This window comes from Anaerovibrio slackiae, from assembly GCF_009695585.1.
GTDB lineage: Bacteria > Bacillota > Negativicutes > Selenomonadales > Selenomonadaceae > Anaerovibrio > Anaerovibrio slackiae.
Genome location: NZ_VUNR01000010.1, coordinates 31267 through 53987, shown reverse-complemented (window position 1 = coordinate 53987; position 22721 = coordinate 31267). Strand labels below are relative to the sequence as shown.

Below are 22721 nucleotides of genomic sequence, written 5' to 3'. Positions count from 1 at the left end.
GTGATTTTCAATGGGTACAAACCATGCCTTTATAAAGACCGTCCTCAGCATTGCCGTCCCGGTGGCCCTGCAATGCATGCTGCAATCCTCATTCAGCATTATCGACCAGATCATGATCGGCCAGCTGGGCAGCGTCAGCATTGCTGCCGTAGGGCTGGCAGGGAAATTTTCTTCTATCTATCAGGTGGTGGTATCTGCCATCGCCGTGGTTGCCGGCATCATGATTGCCCAGTACATGGGCAAGGGGGAGCAGGCGCAGGTGGACAGGAGCCTTTCCGTCAATCTGGCCGCCGCCATCCTGCTGGCACTGGGCTTCACCGCCGCCTGCCTGGGCGTACCCGGGCACATCATGAGCATCTATACGGAGGATGCCGCCATGTGTGCCGTTGCCGCTTCCTATCTCCGGCTGATTGCCTTTACCTTCCTGCCTATGGCCGGCGCCATCCTGCTGTCCACCATGCTCCGCTGCATGGAAAGGGCATCCCTGCCCCTCTATGCCAGCATCGTGGCAGCTATCGTCAACACCGGCCTCAACTACGTCCTCATCTTCGGCAAGCTGGGCTTTGCCCCTATGGGCGTGGATGGTGCCGCCATTGCCACCGTCATGGCACAGCTGGCCAATTTTCTGCTGATTCTGGGGGCCTTCCTGATGAGCTACCGCAAAACCGGTGGCAGCTTCCACTTTTCCCTCAGCCTTGGCGCGGAGGGCTACCGGCAGTACATCTGGATGCTGCTGCCTATACTGGTAACGGAATTCATGTGGAGCCTGGGGGAAAATGTCTATGCCTCCATCTACGGCCACATGGGCACCATCGCCTGTGCCGCCATGACACTGACCAACCCGATTCAGGGACTGATGATCGGCGCCCTGAGCGGTCTTTCCCAGGCGGCAGGCATCCTGATAGGCAAATCCCTGGGCAAGAGGGATTATGATGAGGCTTATGGCAATGCAAAAAAACTGGTCTGGTACGGGCTCCGAGGTGCCATTCTCCTGTCCGCCCTGCTGATAGCTGCCAAATCCTTCTATGTGGATATTTACGCGGTGGAGGATGTCACAAAAAAAATTGCCAGCGATATCCTGCTTGCCTTTGCCCTGGTGGCGCCTATCAAGGTGCTGAACATGATTCTTGGGGGCGGCATCGTCCGCAGCGGCGGCAAGACAAAGCTGATCATGTGGATTGACCTGATGGGCACCTGGATTTTCGGCGTGCCACTGGGCTATCTCTCCGCCTTCGTGCTGAACCTGCCGATACCGTATGTGTACTTCATTCTGTCACTGGAGGAAGCCGTGCGGCTGCTGGTGACTGTTATTGTGTTCAAAAAGAAAATATGGATGCAAAGTTTGTGAAAATTTCAGTTTGTCGTAGTGGTTATTCGTTACTTCGTGCATATACTGATGATGTAGTTTGATATTTCGTGGATTCTGTTCAGACATTATAAAGGGACAGGTAGCGGCAGTACCCATAGAAAACTCGCTCTCGCTCTTAGCACAGCCTCGCGCTTCTAAGCTCCTGCGTCGCTTACGCTCGCACTCGCTAAGAAGCGAGGCTGCACTCAAGGTTTTCTTTGGGTACATGCCGCACCTGTCCCTCTTTGTGTCTTAACAGATATGCACATAGTTATCAACTATACTCTGCTGTACGCTACCAAGGTAATCAATCTGACTTTACGAGCAAGCCTGAAATAGGGGGCTAGAAGGCTGGCGAGACCTGATACTGCCAACAACTATGCAAGGCAACCTGCTATTATGAGCAGAGTTGTTTGCACTGTACGTTTATACAGCGGTTGGCAGTTGCAAGTTTCGTCAGCCACTCCCCCCCCTATTTCAGGCTTATTCGTAAAGCTGTAGGGGCACTATGGTAACAAATAATGTATGTGGTTCTGTCATTTTGTTTATATCTGTTCAGACAAAGAAAGGGATGAGTGAGGACAGTACCCATAGAAAACCTTTGTTGTGCCTCGTTACTTCATTCATCAGAGCCGCAGGCGATAGATGAATGTTAGTAACGCGAGGCACAACTAGGAGCGAGAGCGTGTTTTCTATGGGTAGCTGTCCCGCTCAGCCCATTTTTAGTCTGAACAGAATCCACAAACTAACAAAACTTATCCGTTAATGTTCCAAAAGTCTCGTACCTTCACGACGATAAACTGAAATTTCTCATTTATACACGGAACTTGTTCACCGCAGACTTCCTTGCCAGCACCCCTGCCTGTCCTGCCATGGTCATGGACAGCTCCTACTCCACATCCTCTTTCAGATTGGTATAGGCAGTATAAAATCCGATGGCGGACACCAGCAGAACTATAATGCCTACTATCAATGCCAGCAAAGTAAATTTTTGTTTCAGCTTCATATACAGGCCTCCCTCGCCAAACAACCTTCTCCTGTAACTAAAAAGGCAGCCGGGAAGCAAAGCTTCCAGACTGCCTTAGTCACTCACTTACATATAACCGATGGCGATATTATACTACAAAAGCCCTAATTGTACAACAATTTTTTCACAATTTTTCACGCATGTATACACATTAGTTCATTAACTGTACACAGTATGCAGCTAGCTGCTATCAGCCACCCAGCACGCTGATGTCAAGGTGCTCGAAGCCCTCCACCAGTGCCTTGACCTTCTCCGTCAGCTTGGCGCAGCCGCCTGCCTGCTGGCTCTCCATGTTCATCGGCATATTCGGGTCATGCAGGGACATGCGCAGGAGAACCCAGCCCTCCCCCGGGAACACCAGGCGGATGCCCTCATAGGACGGCACAGCCATCTGGATGCCCTGGGCCTTGGCACGCTTCTCGAACTCAGCCAGCACATTCTTGCCGTAGCTCCGGAATTCCTCCACCCCCTTGATTTTCAGGCGGTACTCCTTTTCCTCCGCAGGGTGCTTCAAGTCTGCCACCAAATCTGCCAGCACCTTGCCCTCCTGCCGTGCCTTGGCCGCAGCAATCAGAAGCTTCACTGCCAGATAGGCGCCATCGTCAAGGTAATAATTCTCACTGAGGGCACCGTGGCCGGAGGTCTCGATGGCCAGAGGTGATACAGTACCTGCCTTGTTCAGGCGGATGCACTCGTTGATGACGTTCTTGTAGCCCCGCATGTAGCGATGGTGCTTCAGCTGCAGCTTATTCTCCAGGAAATCCGCCAGCTCGTCAGAGGTTACGGAGTCAGTGATGATGGTGCTGCCCGGATAATCAGGGGCAAGAATAGCTGCCATCATGGCAATCAAAGCATTGCGGCTAATCTGCTGGCCGTCCGGCAGCACCGCGCTCATGCGGTCCACATCCGTATCAAAGATAATGCCCAGGTCTGCCCTGCTCGCCAGCACTGCTCCCTTGATAGCATCCATGGCCGCCTGATTCTCAGGGTTCGGGATGTGGTTCGGGAAGCTGCCGTCCGGCTCCAGGTAAAGGCTGCCGGAAGTATCAGCCCCCAGCTCCGCCAGCACCTTGCCGGCAAAGAAGCCCCCGGCGCCATTGCCAGCATCCACCACAATGTGCATGCCGGAAAGAGGCTTTTCATAGTTATCGCTGCTATTAATGCCCTGACGGATTTTCTCGCAGAGGCTGGCCGCATAAATATCAATCAGTGCCAGAGGCTTTGCCAGCCCCAGGTCGGCACTCCTTTCCTCAAGCCCTGCCGCCGTCTGCAACAGCTCGATGATGTTCTCCTTTTCAAGGCCGCCATCTGCGGTGAAGAACTTCAGGCCGTTGCGGTTAAACGGCAAATGGCTGGCAGTAATCATGATTGAGCCGTCCATCTGCGTTTCCGGGAAGACAATGGACATGAACATGGCAGGAGTGGAAGCCATGCGGCAGTCAAAAGCCTGTGCCCCCTCCGCCAGGATGCCCTGCAAAGCCGCTTCCTTCAGGCTGGTGGCCGACAGGCGGGAGTCATGCCCCACCGCGATTTTCAGCTCACCGGCTGCCTTCCCCAGCTTCTTGGCCAAAAATTTCACAAAGGCGGCGGCAATCAGGTTGGCCGCCTCCGGGCGCAGGTTCACCGCCTCGCCCTCTACCCCCTCCAGGGCAATGCCACGCACATCGCTGCCATTTTGCAGCTTCATCAGTTCTTTTTCTGTCATATGAAATCAAAACTCCTCTCGCATACTCGCCTAACAAAACAATTCTATTATGAATTATACATGGTTATGGTATTTTCATCAACGAATACATTACATTTATGTTTTCAGCCTATGGGCAAATCACAAACATACTCTTGCTATAATGACTTCCCATCTAGCCATAACGCCCATAAAGTGCTATAATGTCTTAATTAAGCAATTTCGATTATATTCGACTTATATTTGATTAAAGGAGAAACACGAAATATATGCGAAGCTTTAAAGTAAAATCAACTACGGAAAGCGGCCTTTTGGTGGCTATTACTGTCATCATGGCGCTGATGGCGGTGTACCTGCCTATCGTGGGCATCGCCGCCACCCTTTTGTGGCCGCTGCCCATCATCGTGCTGATTGTGCGGCACGGCATGCAATACGGCGTGCTGAGCGTGGCTGCCGCCGCCATCATCATGACCATCCTGATTTCCCCTATGAGTGCCGTGCACATGGTGGCGGCCTTCGGACCTCCAAGCCTTGCCCTGGGCTACGGCTTTTACAAGGGGCTGTCCGCCGCCCGCATCCTGCTCTACGGCATTGTGGCATCACTAGTGGGCGTGTTCCTGACCGCAGGGCTCACCATGCTCATTACCGGCATCAATCCCCTGGCTATGGCGGAGCAGGTGGAGAGCATGAAGGAGGCTGCCGGAGCCGCCTTTCAGATGTACGAGTCCCTGGGCATGTCTGCCAGCGAGCTGGAACAGACCAAAAAACAGTTCATGGAGGCAATGGAATATGTCACCCTGCTGCTGCCGGTAGTCTTCCTGCTGAGCGGCATGATTACCGCCTGGCTGAATTTTGCCGTAGGGGGCAAGGTGCTGCGCCGCCTGGGGCACCACGTTACCACCTTGCCGGAGTTTGACGACTGGCATCTGCCAAAGGCTATCCTCTACATCTTCGGCTTCTCCCTGGTGGGGCTCTACTGGGGCAGCACCAGGGAAATAGAAATCTTGCAGCAGGTATCCCTAAACGCCTATGTGCTGTCCACCCTGGCCGGCTTTATCCAGGGGACAGCCGTCATCAGCAGCTTTGCCAGAAACCTCATCAGCCGCTGGCTGTTCTGGCTCATCGTGCTGTTCGTCTTCCTGAATGGCGCCATTTCCCAGATACTGGCAGTCTGCGGCCTGTTCGATATGCTCTTTGACTACCGCAAGCGTTTCAGGCGCAGCTGACAGCCAATAGCAGCTCACTGCTTGCTGATGTCTGCCTGCCAACGGCTAATAAATGGCTAATGGCGGAGGGCAGGCGGAGCAGGGGATAAATGGTTATACTTTGTGTCACGCGACTAAAGTGACTTAGAGTGACTTAGAAAACGAGAGGTAATATTATGCCGCGTAACTTAAATGCCTGGCTGGATATCTGCTTCATTCTCTTTGCAGCCCTTATCCTGACAGGTATCCTGGCTTTTTACAATCTATTTGTCGGCACCGTGGCAGGAGTGGTATGGCTCTGCCTGCTGTTCTTTGCCCGGGAGCGCTGCCTGTGCCGCAGCGAGGAATTCGACCATTACTGCCACACGGTCATCAGCAACGTCAACAGCGTTGCCAACTACGCCCTGGAGCAGATGCCCCAGATTATCCTGATGACGGACCAGGCCGGCAGGGTGCAGTGGTTCAACAAGGAGCTGGAAAAGCACATTGATACGGAGCCTGCCTACAATATGGCGGTGTCGGATTTCTGGCCGGAGCTGGATTTGGAGACCATCTGGGGACGCACCGGCACCCTGGTCTTCGTCCACGAAAACATCCATTACCATACCATTCACAGGCCTGTGGCCACCAAGGAGAGTGCCTGCGGCCTGATGGCACTGTACATTCAGGATGCCTCCGCCCTGGAGATTTTGAAGCGCATCCACGCTGACTCCCGTACCACCCTCATGTATGTACAGATTGACAACTACAATGACGTACTGCAGGGGCTGAACGATACGGAGCAGAACAGCCTGATTTTTGAGACCAACAAGGCCATCACCGACTGGGTAAACCATCTGGAGGGCTTTCTGCGCAAGGTTTCCGACGATTTGTACATCGTCGTCATGGAGCAGCGCAACCTGGACACGGCACTGGAGGAAAAGTTCGACATCCTGGACAAGGTGCGCACCCTGCAAAACCCGGTGCGGCACCTGTCTGTCACCCTCAGCATTGGCGTTGCCGTGGCTGAGAGCCAGACCATCAACCAGCTGGGTGGCAAGGCCTACTCCATGCTGGAAATGGCCCTGGGCAGAGGCGGTGACCAGGTTGCCGTGCTGCAGCGGGGCAAGACCAACTTCTACGGCGGCAAGACCAAGGCGGTGGAGAAATACACCCGTGTCAAGGCGCGGATTATTTCCAATTCCATCCACGAAATCATTCAGGAGTCCGATGAAGTATTTATCATGGGGCACCAGAATGAGGACTTTGATGCCCTGGGGGCTGCCCTGGGCGTGTCCCGCATGGCAAGGCAGCTGAAAAAGCCGGTGCACATCATCCTCAGCGATTTCAACACTGGCATCAGCAAGTTCACAGAGGGGCTGAAGGCAAAGGAGGGTTATAGTGAGCTGTTCCTGCCTGCCAGCCGCCTGATCAATATCACGGCGGAAAAGCCGGTGCTGTTCGTGGTGGATACCCATATCCCCCACCTGACGGCTTCCCCTGACCTTCTTGACCGCATCAAGGATATTGTGGTCATCGACCATCACCGCCGCAGCTCCAACTTTATCAAAAATGCCAGGCTGACCTACAGCGAGCCTGCCACCAGCTCCACCAGCGAGCTGGTAACAGAGCTTCTATACTATTTCAACGAGGATATGAACCTGCCAAGGCTGGAGGCTACCGCCCTCTATGCAGGCATCCTGGTGGATACCAAGAACTTTGCGGTACAGACCGGCGTCCGCACCTTTGACGCGGCTGCCTACCTGCGCCGCTGCGGTGCCGACCCTATCGTGGTACGGCAGATGTTCCGCTCTGACTTTGAGACGGAGCAGGCCAAGGCAAAAACCAAGGCCAGGGCGCAGATGCTGCCAAACGGCCTGATTATTACCAAATGTGCTGATGAGCTGCCGAATATACAGGTGATTGCCGCCCAGGTAGCGGACTCCCTGCTGCGCATCGAGGGTGCCAACGCCAGCATGGTGGTATTCCAGCTGTCCCCTGATACGGTGGGCATCAGTGCCCGCTCTACAGGCGCCATCAACGTGCAGGTGATTATGGAGCAGTTCGGCGGCGGCGGCCATCAGAATGTGGCAGGTGCCCAGATTACCGGCACCTCCCTTGAGGATGTTTACAACAATGTTATTAAGGCAACACAATTATTTATAGAGGAGAATGAGAAAGATGAAAGTAATACTTCTGCAGGATGTTAAAAAAGTAGGCAATAAAGGCGATATCGTGGAGGTTTCCGAGGGCTACGGCAGAAATTTCCTGCTGCCGAAGAAATTTGCCCAGGAGGCAACTGCCGAGAACCTGAATGTGGCAAAGGCAAAGGCTGGCTCCGCCGCCCGCAAGAAGGCCCAGGACAATGACGAGGCCAAGCTCATGGCAGCCCAGCTGGCCAAGCTGACCGTCAAAATCCCTGTGAAGGTGGGTGCCAACGGCAGGCTGTTCGGCTCCGTAACCGGCAAGGATGTATCCGATGTGCTGAAAAAGCAGCACAACATCGACATGGACAAGCGCAAGATTGCCCTGAAGTCCGAAATTACCGGCCCGGGGCTCTACGAGGCTGTCATCAAGGTACATCCTGAAATCACCAGCACCATCAAGGTTGAGGTAGTGGCTAACTAATGAACAATTTCTTTTCCAAATTTTTTAACCTGAGAAATGACCAGAGGGGAAAGGCTCCCAGGGCTTCGGTGCAGAATATGGCAACGCCGGAGGGCGACGCTGCTATCGTCAAGGATGAGCTGGACCGCAAGATTGACATGATTCTTTCCCTGATGGTGGAATACTACGGCTCCGACAAGCTGGTCATCAAGGCCGGCAAGATGGAGGCACTGCAGCTGATACGCTCCCCTATCAAGGGTGAGCGTGTCCTTGCGCTGCAAAAAATCATGTACGACAATCCTACCCTGACGGCTGTGCCGGAGGAAAAGGATATCCCCCGGCTTGTGGACCAGCTGATTGAAAAGATGTCGGATCTTCTGGCACGCCGGTCCCTGGAAGCAGATCTGGAGCAGAAAATCGCTGACCGGCTGGAGGAAAACCATCAGGACTATGTGCAGGATATCCGCCGCCAGATACTGAAAGAGGAAAAAAAGGGCTACGAAACCCCTATGGAGCAGCAGAAAAGGGAAAAGCTGGAGGAGCTGGAAAAGGTCAAGCTTACCCAGTCCGTCATGGAGCTTCTGCGGCCTGACTGCCTGGAAGACATCGTAGGGCAGGAGCGTGCCGTTGCCTCCCTTTTGGCAAAGCTTAGCTCCCCTTATCCCCAGCACCTGATTTTGTACGGGCCGCCGGGAGTAGGCAAGACCACCGCCGCCAGGCTGGTGCTTGAGGCCTCCAAGGAGCGTCCCCTGTCCCCCTTCCGGCAGGATGCCCCCTTCGTGGAGACGGACGGCACCACCCTCCGGTGGGACCCACGGGATTTGACCAATCCCCTGCTGGGCTCCGTCCATGACCCGATTTATCAAGGTGCCCGCCGGGATTTGGCGGACACCGGCATCCCGGAGCCGAAGCCGGGGCTGGTAACAGATGCCCATGGCGGCATTCTCTTTATTGATGAAATCGGCGAGATGGATGTCATGCTGCAGAACAAGCTTCTGAAAGTGCTGGAGGACAAGCGGGCCTTCTTCGAATCAGCCTACTATGACCCGACAGATGACAAGGTGCCGCCGTACATCAGGAAGCTCTTTGAGGAAGGGGCACCGGCTGATTTCGTGCTGATTGGCGCCACTACCCGTGACTCCTCCTCCATCAATCCAGCCCTGCGCTCCCGCTGTGCGGAGATTTACTTTGAGCCCCTGACGCCCCAGCACATTGAGGAAATCGTCCAACGGGCGGCCAAGAGGCTCTCGGCAACCCTGGGTGACGGAGTTGCCAAGCTCATCAGCGAGTATACTATAGAGGGGCGCAAAGCCATCAACATTCTGGCAGATGCCTACAGCCTTGCCCTGGAGCGCAGCCAGCAGCCAACCAAGGATGAGGCTGGTGATAAAGCTACTGACACTGATACCGATGCAGTTACAGGTGCTGATACTGATACTGATGCTGATGCAAGTGCCGGTGCTGCTGATAACGATAGCGATAAAGCTGCTGAAAGCACTAATGCTGCCAGCGGCGTGGTCATTGAGCGTGCCGATATCTACAAGGTGGCACAGGTCAGCCGCCTCAGCCCTTATGTGACCAAGAAAGCCTCTGACAGGTGCGAAGTGGGGCATATCTTCGGCCTTGGGGTAGCAGGCTTCCTGGGCTCCGTCATCGAAATCGAGGCAGTGGCCTTCGAAGCCCATGAAAAGGGCAAGGGCACTGTCCGCTTCAACGAAACTGCCGGATCCATGGCCAAGGACTCAGTTTTCAACGCGGCCTCCGTGGTACGCATGGTGACAGGCAAGGACATTCACGACTACGATTTGCACATCAATGTGGTAGGCGGCGGCAATATTGACGGCCCCAGCGCCGGTACCGCCATCCTCACCGCCATTATTTCCGCCATCACAGGCCAGCCAATCCGTCAGGATACTGCCGTTACCGGGGAGATTTCCCTCCAGGGCAGGGTACGCCCTGTGGGCGGCGTCTTTGAAAAGGCCTATGGCGCCAAACAGGCAGGCATCAGCCGCCTGATTATCCCGTCCGAAAACACCAAGGACATACCGAAGCACCATCTGGGGCTGGAGATTTTCCCGGTCAGCAGGGCACAGGAGGCTCTTGACCTGCTACTGGCAAAGGAGGAATAGCAGTTGGCAACTCAGGATGACATAATGAAAATGGTGCCGCCCAACAATATTGAGGCGGAGCAGGCCGTCCTCGGCTCCATGATGATGAAAAAATCCGCTGTGGCGGATGCAGCGGAGCTGCTGAACCGCAGCGATTTTTACCGGGATGCCCACGGCATCGTCTTTGAAACCATGCTGAAGCTGTCCAACGACAACGTGCCGGTGGACATAGTCACCCTGTCGGAGCAGCTGGACAAGGAAAACCTGCTGGAAAAGGTAGGCGGCCCTGCCTTCATTGCCGGGCTTGCCAACGCAGTGCCCTCCGCCTCCAACGTGACCTACTATGCCAACATCGTCCGGGAAAAGGCAGACCTCCGCAACCTCATCAACGCCGCCAGCGATATTACCGCCATGGCATTTGATGGGGAGGAGGATGTGCCTACCATTTTAGACAAGGCGGAAAAGCGGATTATGGACGCTTCCTCCCGGCACATGTCCGGGGATTTTACACCCATAAACCAAATCGTTATTGAAAGCATTGACAAGATAAATACCGTCTATGAGTCCAGGGGCGGCCTGACTGGCATCCCTACGGAGTTTACGGATCTGGACAAGCTTACCTCGGGCTTGCAGCCCTCGGATTTAATCCTGGTGGCAGCCCGGCCCAGCATGGGCAAGACTGCCTTTACCCTGAACATCGCCTCCAATGTGGCCATCAGGGAAAAAAAGTCCGTGGCGTTCTTTTCCCTGGAAATGTCCAAGACACAGCTCATGCAGCGCATGCTCTGCTCCGAGGCCAGCCTGGACTCCCAGAAGGTGCGCATCGGCGATATTCCGGACGAGGACTGGCACAAGCTGATGATGGTGGCGGAGGTTATCGGCAAGGCTCCCCTCTACATCGATGATACGGCAGGCATCCAGGTGAACGAGCTGCGCTCCAAGGCCCGGCGGCTGAAATCACAGCACGGGCTGGACCTGATTATCATCGACTATCTGCAGCTGATGCAGGGCAGCGGCAAGGGAAACGGTGACAACCGCCAGGCGGAAATCGCCGAAATCTCCCGCTCCCTGAAATCCCTTGCCAGGGAGCTGAACGTGCCGATTATCGCCCTGTCCCAGCTGAGCCGCGGCGTGGAATCACGGCAAATCAAGCGGCCAATGCTCAGCGACCTGCGGGAGTCCGGCTCCCTGGAGCAGGATGCGGACATCGTCATGTTCCTGTACCGGGAGGACTACTATGAGCCGGAAACCGCCAACAAGAACATTACCGAGGTCATTGTGGCAAAGCACCGCAACGGCCCTGTAGACACGGTGAAGCTGTTCTTCCAGAAGGCATATACCCGCTTTGACAACCTGTCAAAGATGCAATAAGCAGCCATTCTCAAAGCTGCCGGGAATAATTGGAAGCAAACCACAAGCGCAAGGCTCCCCTGTTTCAGGTGGCTGTGCAAAAAATCCTGTTTTTTCGCAACATTTTTTGCGGAAAAGCAGGATTTTTTTATTTTATTGCGAATTATAAACATATATAGGCTGGTTTTATATGGGGTTATATAAATAATCGGCTGACTAATCTGTATTTCAATATTTGCATAAATAGGGGGTTATATGATGTACAACGAAGAATACAAACGCTGGCTGGCAGCCGACCTGGCTGATGCTGACCTGAGCCCTGAGCTGAGGCGCATTGAGGGCAACGACGAGGAAATCAAGGACCGCTTCGCGGTTTCCCTGAAATTCGGTACGGCCGGTCTCCGTGGCGTGCTGGGAGCCGGTACCAACCGCATGAACATCTATGTGGTAGCCCAGGCTACCCAGGGCCTTGCCAACTGGGTAAAGACCCAGGGCGGCACCCAGACCGTGGCCATCAGCTACGACACCCGTCTCAAGAGCGACGTCTTCTCCAAGACTGCCGCAGGGGTGCTGGCTGCCAACGGCATCAATGTACGCATCTATGATGCTGCCATGCCGGTACCTGCCCTTTCCTTTGCCACCAGGTACTACAACTGCAACGCCGGTATCATGGTGACTGCCTCCCACAACCCTGCCAAGTACAACGGCTACAAGGCATACGGACCTGACGGCTGCCAGATGCCTGACCAGGCAGCGGATATCGTGTATGAGGAAATCCAGAAGATTGATGTGCTGAATGGCGCCAAGCAGGTTTCCTTTGCCCAGGGCGTGGAAGACGGCCTCATCCGCTTCGTAGGGGATGACTGCAAGAAGGCATTCTACGAGGCAATTGAGTCCCGGCAGGTACGTCCGGGCCTTGCCAAGACCAGCGGCCTGAAGCTGGTGTACAGCCCGCTGAACGGCTCCGGCCTGGTGCCTGTTACCCAGGTGCTGAAGGATATCGGCATCACCGATATTACCATCGTGCCTGAGCAGGAGTACCCTAACGGCTACTTCACCACCTGCAGCTACCCGAATCCTGAGATTTATGCCGCCCTGGAGGCAGGCCTGAAGCTGGCGCAGGAATGTGATGCTGACCTGATGCTGGCTACGGACCCTGATGCTGACCGGGTGGGCATTGCCATGAAGTGCCCTGACGGCTCCTATGAGCTGGTATCCGGCAACGAGATGGGCGTGCTGCTCCTGGACTACATCTGCGCAGGGCGCATCGAGAAGGGCACCATGCCGAAGAACCCTGTAGCCGTTATGTCCCTGGTATCTACCCCGCTGGCCAAGGCTGTGGCAGAGCATTATGGCGTAGAGCTGCGCAGCGTGCTCACCGGCTTCAAATGGATTGGCGACCAGATTCTGGGCCTGGAGAAGAAGGGCGAGGAGGAACGCTTTATCTTTGGCTTTGAGGAGAGCTATGGCTATCTGGCCGGTACCTATGTCCGCGACAAGGATGCGGTTGTGGCATCCATGCTGATCTGCGAGATGGCAGCCTACTACCGTGCAACCGGCTCCAGCATCAAGCAGCGCCTGGAGGAAATCTACACCCAGTACGGCCGCTACCTGAACAAGATTGACAGCTTCGAGTTCCCTGGCCTCACCGGCATGGACAAGATGGCCGGCATCATGACGGAGCTCCGGAGCAATCCGCCTGCCTCCATCGGCAAGTACAAGGTAACCAAGGCTGTGGACTTCAAGAAGTCCGAGGAAACCGGCCTGCCGCCTGCCAATGTGCTGCTCTATGAGCTGGAGGGCGGCGCTACCGCCATTGTTCGCCCATCCGGCACCGAGCCAAAAATCAAGACCTACTTCACCACCCTTGGCAAGGACCTGGCGGAGGCACAGGCACAGAAGGATGAGCTGGCAGCTGCCTTGAAGCCGCTGTTCTCCTGATAAATCAAATATACCCGTAGGGGCAGAACCGCACCGCACAGCAGCATCATGTGCGTATACAAAAAGACCGGGGCTTTCGTGCCACCGGTCTTTTTTGTACCATTAAATAAAATACATCAGCTGGTCAGGGGAGCTGTTCTTCTCAATATCCAGCAGGATGTCCTCCAGGTTTACCTCCGCCAGGGATGCCCGTATGGCATCATCCAGCCTGTCAAATACCAGCTCCTGCAAAGCATTTTCCAGCTTTGGCTGGGTATCCGCCACCGTCTTGTCCGCCGGTTCCATCATGGAGGTTTCTATAGAAGCGAGAATATCGTAGGCCGTAATGTCCTTCGGGGCCCTGGAAAGCTGGTAGCCACCCTGGGACCCCTTGAGAGACAGCACCAGGCCGCCACGCTTCAGAAGCGCAAAGACCTGCTCCAAGTAAATCTTGGAAATCCCCATCTTCTCAGAGATGCTGATAATAGTAATCGGGCTTCCGCCACTATAGTTCAGTGCCAGGTGTGCCATGGCCGCCAGCCCGTACCTGCCCTTTGCAGAAATACGCATGAAAAATCAATCCTTTCTAAGCTATCAGATTTACCAAGTATATGATACCAAAAATGGCATACAAAATCAATATATCATACAGTAATAATATGTTTTATAAATTTTTTCAATTACCTATTGACAAAGTAGATAATCTAGTTTATTATATAAGCATATCAATCATATATGTTTATAAAGCATTGGACAATATTTAAGGAGATGTTTTTATGTCAAAGGTATATAATAGCGTAACAGAACTCATCGGGCGCACTCCGCTGCTCCGTGCCAATAACTTTATCAAGGCCAACGGCCTGGAGGCTGATATCCTGGTAAAGCTGGAATATTTCAACCCGGCAGGCAGTGTCAAGGACCGTATCGCCAAGGCCATGATTGAGAAGGCTGAGGCCGAGGGCAAGCTCACCAAGGATTCCGTCATCATCGAGCCTACCAGCGGCAACACCGGCATCGGCCTGGCCAGCGTGGCGGCAGCCCGTGGCTACAGAGCTATCCTCACCATGCCTGAGACCATGTCCGTGGAGCGCCGCAACCTTTTGAAGGCATACGGGGCAGAAATCGTCCTGACCGACGGTGCCCAGGGCATGAAGGGCGCCATTGCCAAGGCAGAGGAGCTTGCCGCTTCCATCCCTCATTCCTATATCCCGTCCCAGTTCACCAATCAGGCCAACCCTGCCACTCACAAGGCAACTACCGGCCCTGAAATCTGGGAGGACACCGAGGGCAAGATTGACTTCTTCGTAGCTGGCGTAGGTACCGGCGGTACCCTCAGCGGCACCGGCGAATTCCTCAAGAGCAAGAACCCTGAGATTAAGGTAGTGGCTGTAGAGCCTGCCACCTCCCCTGTACTCAGCAAGGGCACTGCCGGCCCGCACAAGATTCAGGGCATCGGCGCGGGCTTCGTGCCTGACACCCTGAACACCAAGATTTATGACGAGGTTATTCCTATCGAGAACGAGGACGCCTTCAAGTTTGGCCGCCAGTTCTCCCAGGCAGAGGGCGTGCTGATCGGCATTTCCTCCGGTGCAGCCCTGGCTGCCGCCGTAGAGCTTGCCAAGCGTCCTTCCAACAAGGGCAAGACCATCGTAGCACTGCTGCCGGATACCGGTGACCGCTACCTTTCAACTTCCCTGTTTGCCGACTGATTAATTTTTTAGCTTTTCACTTTTTTAATATACTCTCCAAATATACACAATCACCAATCAGGAGACGCCGCAACTGCTGCAAGGCAGGCGGCGTTTTCTTATTTTGCGTCATATTATGCCATTTCGCATCATGTTACGTCATTCTATGTCATTTTGTGTTGCTTTATGTTATTCTCTTTAAATTTCCCTTATTTTCAACAGCTGCCACCAGATATTTCATGAAAAAGATTTCTGCTTAAGTGTAACTTTTTTCATATACAAGCCATAATAATATGAATATAGCTTGTATACATTATTCTTTTATCTTTTTCCAATTTATATCAAAAAAATACTACACAAGTCCACTGTAAAGTGATATAATAGCTCTTGCAATGAAGCAGTGCTCAGCTTTAGCAAGGCGAAAAGCTGGGACTGCTTCGTGTGTTTTTGCTTTGCTTTACCTTGTGTGCATATTTATGCGCATTTTAGTATGAGTAATGTATATTGTGTATGTGTATTGGAGGGTCAGATATGAATTCTGAAATTACGGTAAAGCTGCCTCGCTGCAAGGGCTGTGGCATCTGCGTAGCCTTCTGCCCGAAAAAGGTGCTGGGGCTTTCCGAGCTGGGCAAGGTTGTTATCGAAAATCCTGATGACTGCATAGCCTGCGGCCAGTGCGAGATGCGCTGCCCTGATTATGCGATTTTTGTAGATAAGAAGGTGGCAAAATGAGTAAAGCTAGATTGATGCAGGGTAATGAGGCATGTGCCGAGGGTGCTTTGGCAGCCGGTGTCCGTTTCTTCGGCGGCTATCCTATTACCCCTTCCACAGAAATTGCCGAGGGCATGGCAAAGCTCCTGCCTCAGGTTGGCGGCAAGTTCGTCCAGATGGAGGACGAGATTGCCAGCATGGGCGTTGTGCTGGGTGCTTCTTTGGCAGGCAAGAAGTCTCTGACTGCCTCCTCCGGCCCGGGCATTTCCCTGAAGCAGGAGCTGATTGGCTACGCTGCAGCAGCGGAGATTCCTGTCGTTATCGTCAACGTGCAGCGTGTGGGTCCATCTACCGGCCAGCCAACTGCCCCTTCCCAGGGCGATGTTATGCAGGCACGCTGGGGCACACATGGTGACCATCCGATGATTGCCCTGTCCCCTTGGAGCGTCCGGGAGGCATTTGATACCGCTGTCATGGCAGTGAACTACTCCGAGCGGTTCCGCACCCCTGTTATCCTGTTGATGGACGAGATTGTAGGACATCTCCGTGAGAAGGTTGAGCTGCCATCTGCTGAGGAAATCGAGGTTTACCCTCGCCGCCAGCCGGACAAGACCCGTGCCGAGGGCTATGAGCCATATGCCCCTGCGGAGGACCTGGTACCGAATATCGCAGACTTTGGCGAAGGTTACCACATCCATGTTACCGGACTTATCCACGATGAAACCGGCTTCCCTGTAGGCAGCCCGAAGGTTACCCGTGAGGCCATCGACCGCATGCACAAGAAGATTGATATCGCCCGTGACGAAATCACCCATGTAGAGGAATACTGCATGGAAGATGCCGAGTATGCAGTTGTTGCCTTCGGTGGCACCGCCCGTACCGCCTATGAGGCCGTGCTGGCTGCCCGTGAGAAGGGCATCAAGGTGGGCATGGTGCGCCTTGTAACCATCTGGCCTTTTGCTGACAAGGCAATCAAGGCTCTGGCTGCAAAGGTAAAGGGCATCCTGGTGGCAGAGCTGAACTACGGCCAGATTGTAGGCGAGGTTGAGCGCGCCGCTGCCGGCCAGTGCCCTGTTGAGCTTTGCGCTAAGTATGATATGACTATCTTCGAGCCTGAGGAAATCCTTGAGGGTATTGAAGACCTTGTTGCAGGAGGTAATAAATAATGGAAAGATCCTTTGAACAGTATTTTCGCCAGAACCGCCTGCCACACCTCTGGTGTCCAGGCTGTGGTAACGGTATTGCCACAAAAGCTATCGTCCAGGCCATTGAGAAAAAGGGGCTGGACCGCGATAAGACCATCATCGTTTCCGGTATCGGCTGCTCCTCCAGAGCTTCCGGCTACATGGATTTTGATACGCTGCACACCGCTCATGGCCGTGCCATTCCTTTTGCCACCGGCATCAAGCTGGCCAACCCTGAGCTGAACGTCATCGTCATCACCGGTGACGGCGACTGCACCGCCATTGGCGGCAATCACTTCATCCACGGCTGCCGCCGCAACGTGGACCTGACCGTAGTCCTGTTCAACAACAACATCTACGGTATGACCGGCGGCCAGGCATCCCCGATGACCCCGACCGGCAAGAAAGCCACCACCGCCCCTTATGGTGCCGTGGATCCGACCTTTGATGCCTGCAAGCTGGCAGAGGCTGCCGGTGCTACCTATGTGGCACGCTCCACTGCCTACCATGTACCGCATCTCACCGACATGATTGCCGGGGGCCTTGATAACAAGGGCTTCTCCTTCATCGAGGCTATGGTGCAGTGCCCTACTGCCTTCGGCCGCAAGAACAAGATGGCAGACCCTGCCAAGCTGATGATGTGGATGCGGGACAATGCCGTAATGAAGGCTGCCTGGGACAAGCTGCCTGAGGACAAGAAGACCGGCGACAAGTTCCCTATCGGCCTCCTGTATCAGGAGGAGGGCGTGGACTACGCTACTGCCTATGACCATGTAATTGAAGTAGCTGGAGGTGCAAAGTAATGAGAAAGCAGATTAGATTGTCCGGTTCCGGCGGTCAGGGTGTTATCACCGCTGCCATTATTTATGCCGAGGCTGCTGTAGCAGAGGGCAAGGAAGCAGTTCAGTCCCAGTCCTACGGCCCGGAGGCTCGCGGCGGTGCCTCCAAGTCCGAGGTCATCATCGATGACGGCCCTATCTATCATCCTCATGTCAAGACTCCTGATGTGGTGCTTGCCATGACTCAGAAGGCTGCTGACAAGTATTATGGCGACCTGCATGAGGACGGCATCCTGGTGCTGGACACCGACCTGGTACCTGAGCCGCCAGCCTTCAAGAACATTGTACGGGTGCCGATTACCAAGATTGCCATTGAGCAGGTTGGCAAGTCCCTTTTTGCCAACATCGTGGCTCTGGGGGTACTGACCAAAATCATCGGCCTGGTAGATTTGGAAACCGTCAAGACTGCCGTTTCCCACCGGGTACCGCCTCATACCATCGAGGCAAACATGAAGGCATTGCAGCTGGGCTATGATGCTGTAAAATAAAAAATAAAAACTCCGCTATTTACCTGCCTCCCTCAGGATTGTGGTAAACAACGGAGTTTTTTATTGCCAGAAATTAGAAGCCCAGACTGAGCCTTCACATCACAGACAAATTTGCATCATCGGCAAGTCTCCCTGCCAGTCAGATTTGCCTCTCAGGCAAGGAAATGGCTTAATGGTTGGCAGCCCTGTAGATAGCCAGGCAGTTTTCCCTGTCCAGAGGACGGAAGTTAGCAACCTTGTTCTTGCCGCCGCCAGTGCACATATCTGCCAGGTATTCCAGCACGGACTCATCCTGCACGCCGATTTCGGACTCGGAGAAGCAGGTCGGCAGCCCCAGGTCGTTCTTAAAGAACTCCTCCATGGTGCGGATACCGGCACGGGCACGTTCCTCCACGGTGCCGGAGTTGACGCCGCATACCCTTTCTGCAAACTGGGCGAAGCGCTCCGGCTTGTCCATGTACACATGCCTTGCCCAGGCAGGCCACATAATGGTCAGGGAAGCACCGTGGGTGATGTTGAACTTGCCGCCCAGCTCATGGCCCAGCTTGTGGGCTGCGAAATCCATGACACGCCCCAGGCCGGTAAAGCCAGTATGGGACACGCTGCCGCACCACATCAGCTCGCTCATGGCCTCGTAGTCCTTGCGGTTTGCCAGTGCCTTTTTGCCGAACTTCATCACGTTCTTGATGAGCTCCTCTGCCACCCGGTCAGTAAAGTTGTTGCCCTCGGTGTGGGTCATGTAGCGCTCCAGGGTGTGCATGATAATATCGGCAGTGCCGCAGGCAATCTGATAAGGTGGCAGGGTATAGGTCAGCTCCGGATTCATGATGGCAAAGCGCGGGCGGTTCAAATCCGTGTTGGTACCACACTTCTTGCCGATTTCGTCATTGGTCAGCACAGCTGAGTTGCTGGTCTCGCTGCCTGCCGCGGAGATGGTCAGCACCACGCCTACAGGGGTGGTCTTGGTAATAGGACGCTTGCCGCTCCAATACTCCCAGATATCCACCTCAGGATCGGCAATGCCGTGGGCAATAGCCTTGGATGTGTCGATTACGCTGCCGCCGCCTACTGCCAGAATGAAATCAGCCTTGAACTCCAGTGCCTGCTGTATGCCCTTTCTCGCCAGGGACATCAGCGGATTCGGCTGCACGCCGCCAATGGAGTCATAAGGGATGCCGGCTGCTTCCAGCTGATTCTGGAGCCTTGCCAGAAGGCCGCTCTTGACCACGCTGCCGCCGCCATATACTATGAACACACGGCTGCCGCCATGCTTCTTTACCTTCTCTGCCGTCTTTTCCTCGGCCCCCTTGCCAAAGATGATTTCTGTCGGGCTATAATACTCAAAGCTCTGCATAAATTTACCCCTCCTGTTTTGAACCCTTATCAAAAACCTGCTTGAAAAGCATTGCTTTTTATTCTTATGTCCCATTTTAACACAAATTGACGTAAATGAATAGTTATTAGTATATAAATTTCAGTTTATCGTCGTGAAGGTACGAGACTTTTGGAACATTAACGGATAAGTTTTGTTAGTTTGTGGATTCTGTTCAGACTAAAAATGGGCTGAGCGGGACAGCTACCCATAGAAAACACGCTCGCGCTCCTAGTTGTACCTAGCGGATGCTAAGCTCTTGCTACGCCTACGGCTTGCGTAGTCGCAGCACAAGACAACGCATTGCAGTTGTCTTGTGCTGGGTGATATGCCACCGGCATATCACCCGCCGCGCACCGAGGTACAACAAAGGTTTTCTATGGGTACTGTCCTCACTCATCCCTTTCTTTGTCTGAACAGATATAAACAAAATGACAGAACCACATACATTATTTGTTACCATAGTGCCCCATACAGCTTTACGAATAAGCCTGAAATAGGGGGGCGAAGTGGCTGACGAAACTTGCAACTGCCAACCGCTGTATAAACTGAAATTCACCTAGATTGTTCCAAAGATTCTATCACCGGCATCACCAAGTCCCGGCACGATATATCCATGGTCATTCAGATGGTCATCCACCGCAGCCACATAGACAGGCACATCAGGATGATCCTCATTGATGACCTGCACACCCTCCGGTGCTGCCACCAGGCACATGAGAATAAGGTTCTTCGCCCCCTTCTCCTTCAGCATGGTAATAGCTGCCGAGGCGGAGCCGCCAGTTGCCAGCATCGGGTCCACCACCAGCATGGTGCGCTCCGCAATATCGCTAGGCATCTTGCAGTAATACTCCACCGGCTTCAGTGTCTCCGGGTCACGGTACAGGCCAATATGGCCTACCTTGGCGGTAGGAATCATGTTTACCACGCCACTCTGCAGCCCCAGCCCTGCACGCAGGATAGGCACCACGCACACCTTTCGGGAGGCAGCCAGCTGCTTGCCTGTGCACTTGCCCATCGGAGTCTCGATTTCCACATCCTTCAAAGGAAAATCCCGGGTGATTTCATAAGTCATCAGCATGCTGATTTCCTCCAGCAGCTGGCGGAAATCCTTGGTGCCGGTCTCCTTCATGCGCATGATAGTCAGCTTGTGCTGAATCAGCGGATGATCAATCACAGTTACCTTCAAATCTGCCATTTCAACCACTCCTTCAAAGTCAAAATTTCATACCATACTACAAAGCCGGGGGCTAAATCTCCACGCCCCCAGCCTGGTATTTATGCAAAATATTAATGTCAAACGACTATGATTGTTTACTCATACAGAGGATACTTGGCGCAGAGAGCCGCTACACGCTGACGTGCCTGCTCACGGGCGGACTCATCCTCAGGATTGTCCAGCACCAGGGCAATAATATTGGCAACCTCTACCATGTCATCCTCTTTGAAGCCGCGGGTGGTCAAAGCAGGAGAGCCCAGACGGATGCCGCTAGTTACGAACGGGCTCAGCTTCTCAAATGGAATGGTGTTCTTGTTGGCAGTAATGCCCACCTCATCCAAAAGGTTCTGAGCCACCTTGCCGGTGATGTTCTTGCTGGTCAGGTCAACCAGCATCAGGTGGTTGTCAGTGCCGCCGGAAACAATGCGGAAGCCGTCTGCCGCCAGGGTATCAGCCAAAGCCTTGGCATTCTTGATAATCTGGGCCGCATACTCCTTGAACTCAGGGGAGAGGGCTTCCTTCAAGGCTACTGCCTTGCCTGCAATAACGTGCATGAGAGGGCCGCCCTGGATGCCAGGGAAGATAGCCTTGTTGAACTGCTGGCCAAACTCAGCATCCTTGCAGAGGATGAGGCCGCCGCGAGGGCCACGGAGAGTCTTGTGGGTAGTGGTAGTTACCACATCAGCATAAGGCACAGGGCTCGGATGATAGCCAGCTGCCACAAGGCCGGCAATATGCGCCATATCCACCATGAGGTATGCGCCTACACTGTGGGCGATTTCCGCCATGCGAGGGAAATCAATGGTACGGGCGTAGGCAGAAGCACCGGCCACAATCAGCTTCGGCTTGCACTCCTCCGCAATCCTCTGCACCTCGTCATAGTCCAGGGCTTCAGTCTCAGCACTTACGCCATAAGGCACGATGTTGAAATACTTGCCGGACATATTGACAGGAGAACCATGGGTAAGATGGCCGCCATCAGTCAGGTTCATGCCCATAACGGTATCGCCAGGGGTCAGCAGGGCAAAGAAAACTGCCATATTGGCCTGGGCACCGGAATGAGGCTGCACGTTGGCATACCCGGCACCGAACAGCTCCTTGGCCCGGTCGATAGCCAGCTGCTCAACCACATCCACATGCTCGCAGCCGCCATAATAACGCTTGCCAGGATAACCCTCGGCATACTTGTTGGTCAGCACGCTGCCCTGGGCAGTCATTACTGCCGTGCTGACAATATTCTCAGAAGCAATCAGCTCCAGCTTGTTGCGCTGGCGGTTCAGCTCCGCATCAATCGCTGCTGCCACCTCAGGATCTACGGTTTTCAAATCATTCATCAAAGCCATCTAAATAAATCCTCCTAAAATACACTCTTAAATATATCATAAAAAATACATCACTTATTCTCCAAAGCCATCATCTTGTCAATACGGCGCTGATGGCGTTCCTCATGGGAAAAATCGGTAGTTACCCAGACGCGGACAATCTCACCGGCAGGCCCGAAGCCGATTACCCTGCCCCCCATAGCCAGCACGTTGGCATCGTTGTGCTCACGGGACATGCGGGCAGAGAACACATCATGGCAGAGAGCCGCCCTGATGCCCTTGACCTTGTTGGCAGCAATAGAAATCCCCAGGCCGGTGCCGCAGAGCACAATGCCCCTGTCAGCCTCGCCGCTGGCAACCTTGCCGCAGACCTTCTCCGCAATATCAGGATAATCCACGGAATTGCCGTCAAATGTGCCTACATCCTCCACCTTAATATCCTCAAACTCAGCCAGAACCTTCTTCACGGAATCCTTCAGCTCTACCGCGCCGTGGTCGCAGCCAATCACTAATTTCACTACAGTATCCCCTTTCCAGCCTGCCAGCCAGCATAAGCATAGTCAAAGGCATAGGCAGGCAAAATCGCAAAATAAACAAGAAATATGTGCATATTGCCACGCAACCGTCAAAATACAATTGTGCTTCCAACAAATGCTATACCATTTTACCA

At 53.9% G+C, this 22721-nt stretch carries 18 protein-coding genes; 12 read left to right on the top strand and 6 right to left on the bottom strand.

The window, feature by feature from the left end:
• Nucleotides 1–10 precede the first annotated feature (10 nt).
• A complete protein-coding gene (locus FYJ84_RS06600; protein ID WP_154406803.1) occupies nt 11–1348 on the top strand; it encodes an MATE family efflux transporter in 1338 nt (445 codons plus the stop codon).
• Between the two features lie 1217 nt (nt 1349–2565).
• Here the strand turns inward: FYJ84_RS06600 and FYJ84_RS06595 are convergent.
• Nucleotides 2566–4080, bottom strand: coding sequence for a phosphohexomutase domain-containing protein (locus tag FYJ84_RS06595; protein ID WP_205764129.1), 1515 nt, complete (start codon nt 4078–4080; stop codon nt 2566–2568).
• A 248-nt stretch (nt 4081–4328) separates the two neighbouring features.
• Between FYJ84_RS06595 and FYJ84_RS06590 the strand changes: the two genes are divergently transcribed.
• The 6 genes from FYJ84_RS06590 to FYJ84_RS06565 all read left to right on the top strand — a co-directional run bounded on the left by FYJ84_RS06590 (nt 4329) and on the right by FYJ84_RS06565 (nt 13249).
• Nucleotides 4329–5285 (top strand): YybS family protein, encoded by a 957-nt coding sequence (locus FYJ84_RS06590; protein WP_154406802.1) that lies wholly within the window; start codon nt 4329–4331, stop codon nt 5283–5285.
• 155 nt (nt 5286–5440) lie between these two features.
• Nucleotides 5441–7453 (top strand): DHH family phosphoesterase, encoded by a 2013-nt coding sequence (locus tag FYJ84_RS06585; protein WP_154406801.1) that lies wholly within the window; start codon nt 5441–5443, stop codon nt 7451–7453.
• Nucleotides 7425–7871: a 50S ribosomal protein L9 gene (gene rplI, locus FYJ84_RS06580; protein ID WP_154406800.1), complete on the top strand. Its 447-nt coding sequence runs from the start codon at nt 7425–7427 to the stop codon at nt 7869–7871. The genes FYJ84_RS06585 and rplI overlap by 29 nt, the downstream gene beginning before the upstream one ends.
• A complete protein-coding gene (locus FYJ84_RS06575) occupies nt 7871–9979 on the top strand; it encodes a S16 family serine protease (protein ID WP_154406799.1) in 2109 nt (702 codons plus the stop codon). The genes rplI and FYJ84_RS06575 overlap by 1 nt, the downstream gene beginning before the upstream one ends.
• Before the next feature lie 21 nt (nt 9980–10000).
• Nucleotides 10001–11329: a replicative DNA helicase gene (gene dnaB / locus FYJ84_RS06570; protein ID WP_277008364.1), complete on the top strand. Its 1329-nt coding sequence runs from the start codon at nt 10001–10003 to the stop codon at nt 11327–11329.
• Between the two features lie 237 nt (nt 11330–11566).
• Nucleotides 11567–13249 (top strand): phospho-sugar mutase, encoded by a 1683-nt coding sequence (locus FYJ84_RS06565; RefSeq protein WP_154406798.1) that lies wholly within the window; start codon nt 11567–11569, stop codon nt 13247–13249.
• A gap of 102 nt (nt 13250–13351) precedes the next feature.
• On the opposite strand, the gene FYJ84_RS06560 is transcribed toward FYJ84_RS06565, so the two are convergent.
• Nucleotides 13352–13798, bottom strand: a complete 447-nt coding sequence (locus FYJ84_RS06560) for an RrF2 family transcriptional regulator (protein ID WP_154406797.1) — start codon at nt 13796–13798, stop codon at nt 13352–13354.
• Between the two features lie 206 nt (nt 13799–14004).
• On the opposite strand from FYJ84_RS06560, the gene cysK reads away from it, so the two are divergent.
• From cysK to FYJ84_RS06535, 5 genes are all read left to right on the top strand, one after another.
• Complete coding sequence (gene cysK / locus FYJ84_RS06555) at nt 14005–14937, top strand: cysteine synthase A (protein WP_154406796.1); 933 nt, start codon at nt 14005–14007, stop codon at nt 14935–14937.
• A 510-nt stretch (nt 14938–15447) separates the two neighbouring features.
• Nucleotides 15448–15648 carry a 4Fe-4S binding protein gene (locus FYJ84_RS06550; RefSeq protein ID WP_154406795.1) on the top strand — a complete coding sequence of 67 codons (201 nt, stop codon included), beginning with the start codon at nt 15448–15450 and terminating at the stop codon, nt 15646–15648.
• Nucleotides 15645–16793: a 2-oxoacid:acceptor oxidoreductase subunit alpha gene (locus FYJ84_RS06545; protein ID WP_154406794.1), complete on the top strand. Its 1149-nt coding sequence runs from the start codon at nt 15645–15647 to the stop codon at nt 16791–16793. The genes FYJ84_RS06550 and FYJ84_RS06545 overlap by 4 nt, the downstream gene beginning before the upstream one ends.
• Nucleotides 16793–17614 (top strand): 2-oxoacid:ferredoxin oxidoreductase subunit beta, encoded by an 822-nt coding sequence (locus FYJ84_RS06540; protein WP_154406793.1) that lies wholly within the window; start codon nt 16793–16795, stop codon nt 17612–17614. The genes FYJ84_RS06545 and FYJ84_RS06540 overlap by 1 nt, the downstream gene beginning before the upstream one ends.
• Nucleotides 17614–18138, top strand: a complete 525-nt coding sequence (locus tag FYJ84_RS06535) for a 2-oxoacid:acceptor oxidoreductase family protein (protein WP_154406792.1) — start codon at nt 17614–17616, stop codon at nt 18136–18138. The genes FYJ84_RS06540 and FYJ84_RS06535 overlap by 1 nt, the downstream gene beginning before the upstream one ends.
• 169 nt (nt 18139–18307) lie before the next feature.
• Here FYJ84_RS06535 and FYJ84_RS06530 read toward each other — a convergent pair whose 3' ends face one another.
• The 4 genes from FYJ84_RS06530 to rpiB all read right to left on the bottom strand — a co-directional run bounded on the left by FYJ84_RS06530 (nt 18308) and on the right by rpiB (nt 22569).
• Entirely contained in the window at nt 18308–19492 is a 1185-nt protein-coding gene (locus FYJ84_RS06530; RefSeq protein ID WP_154406791.1) for an iron-containing alcohol dehydrogenase, read from the bottom strand.
• A 577-nt stretch (nt 19493–20069) separates the two neighbouring features.
• Nucleotides 20070–20708, bottom strand: coding sequence for a uracil phosphoribosyltransferase (gene upp, locus FYJ84_RS06525; RefSeq protein WP_154406790.1), 639 nt, complete (start codon nt 20706–20708; stop codon nt 20070–20072).
• Nucleotides 20709–20824: 116 nt separating this feature from the next.
• Nucleotides 20825–22072: a serine hydroxymethyltransferase gene (gene glyA / locus FYJ84_RS06520; protein ID WP_154406789.1), complete on the bottom strand. Its 1248-nt coding sequence runs from the start codon at nt 22070–22072 to the stop codon at nt 20825–20827.
• A 50-nt stretch (nt 22073–22122) separates the two neighbouring features.
• On the bottom strand, nt 22123–22569 hold the full coding sequence (gene rpiB, locus FYJ84_RS06515; RefSeq protein ID WP_277008843.1) for a ribose 5-phosphate isomerase B: 447 nt from the start codon (nt 22567–22569) through the stop codon (nt 22123–22125).
• Between the last annotated feature and the right edge of the window lie 152 nt (nt 22570–22721).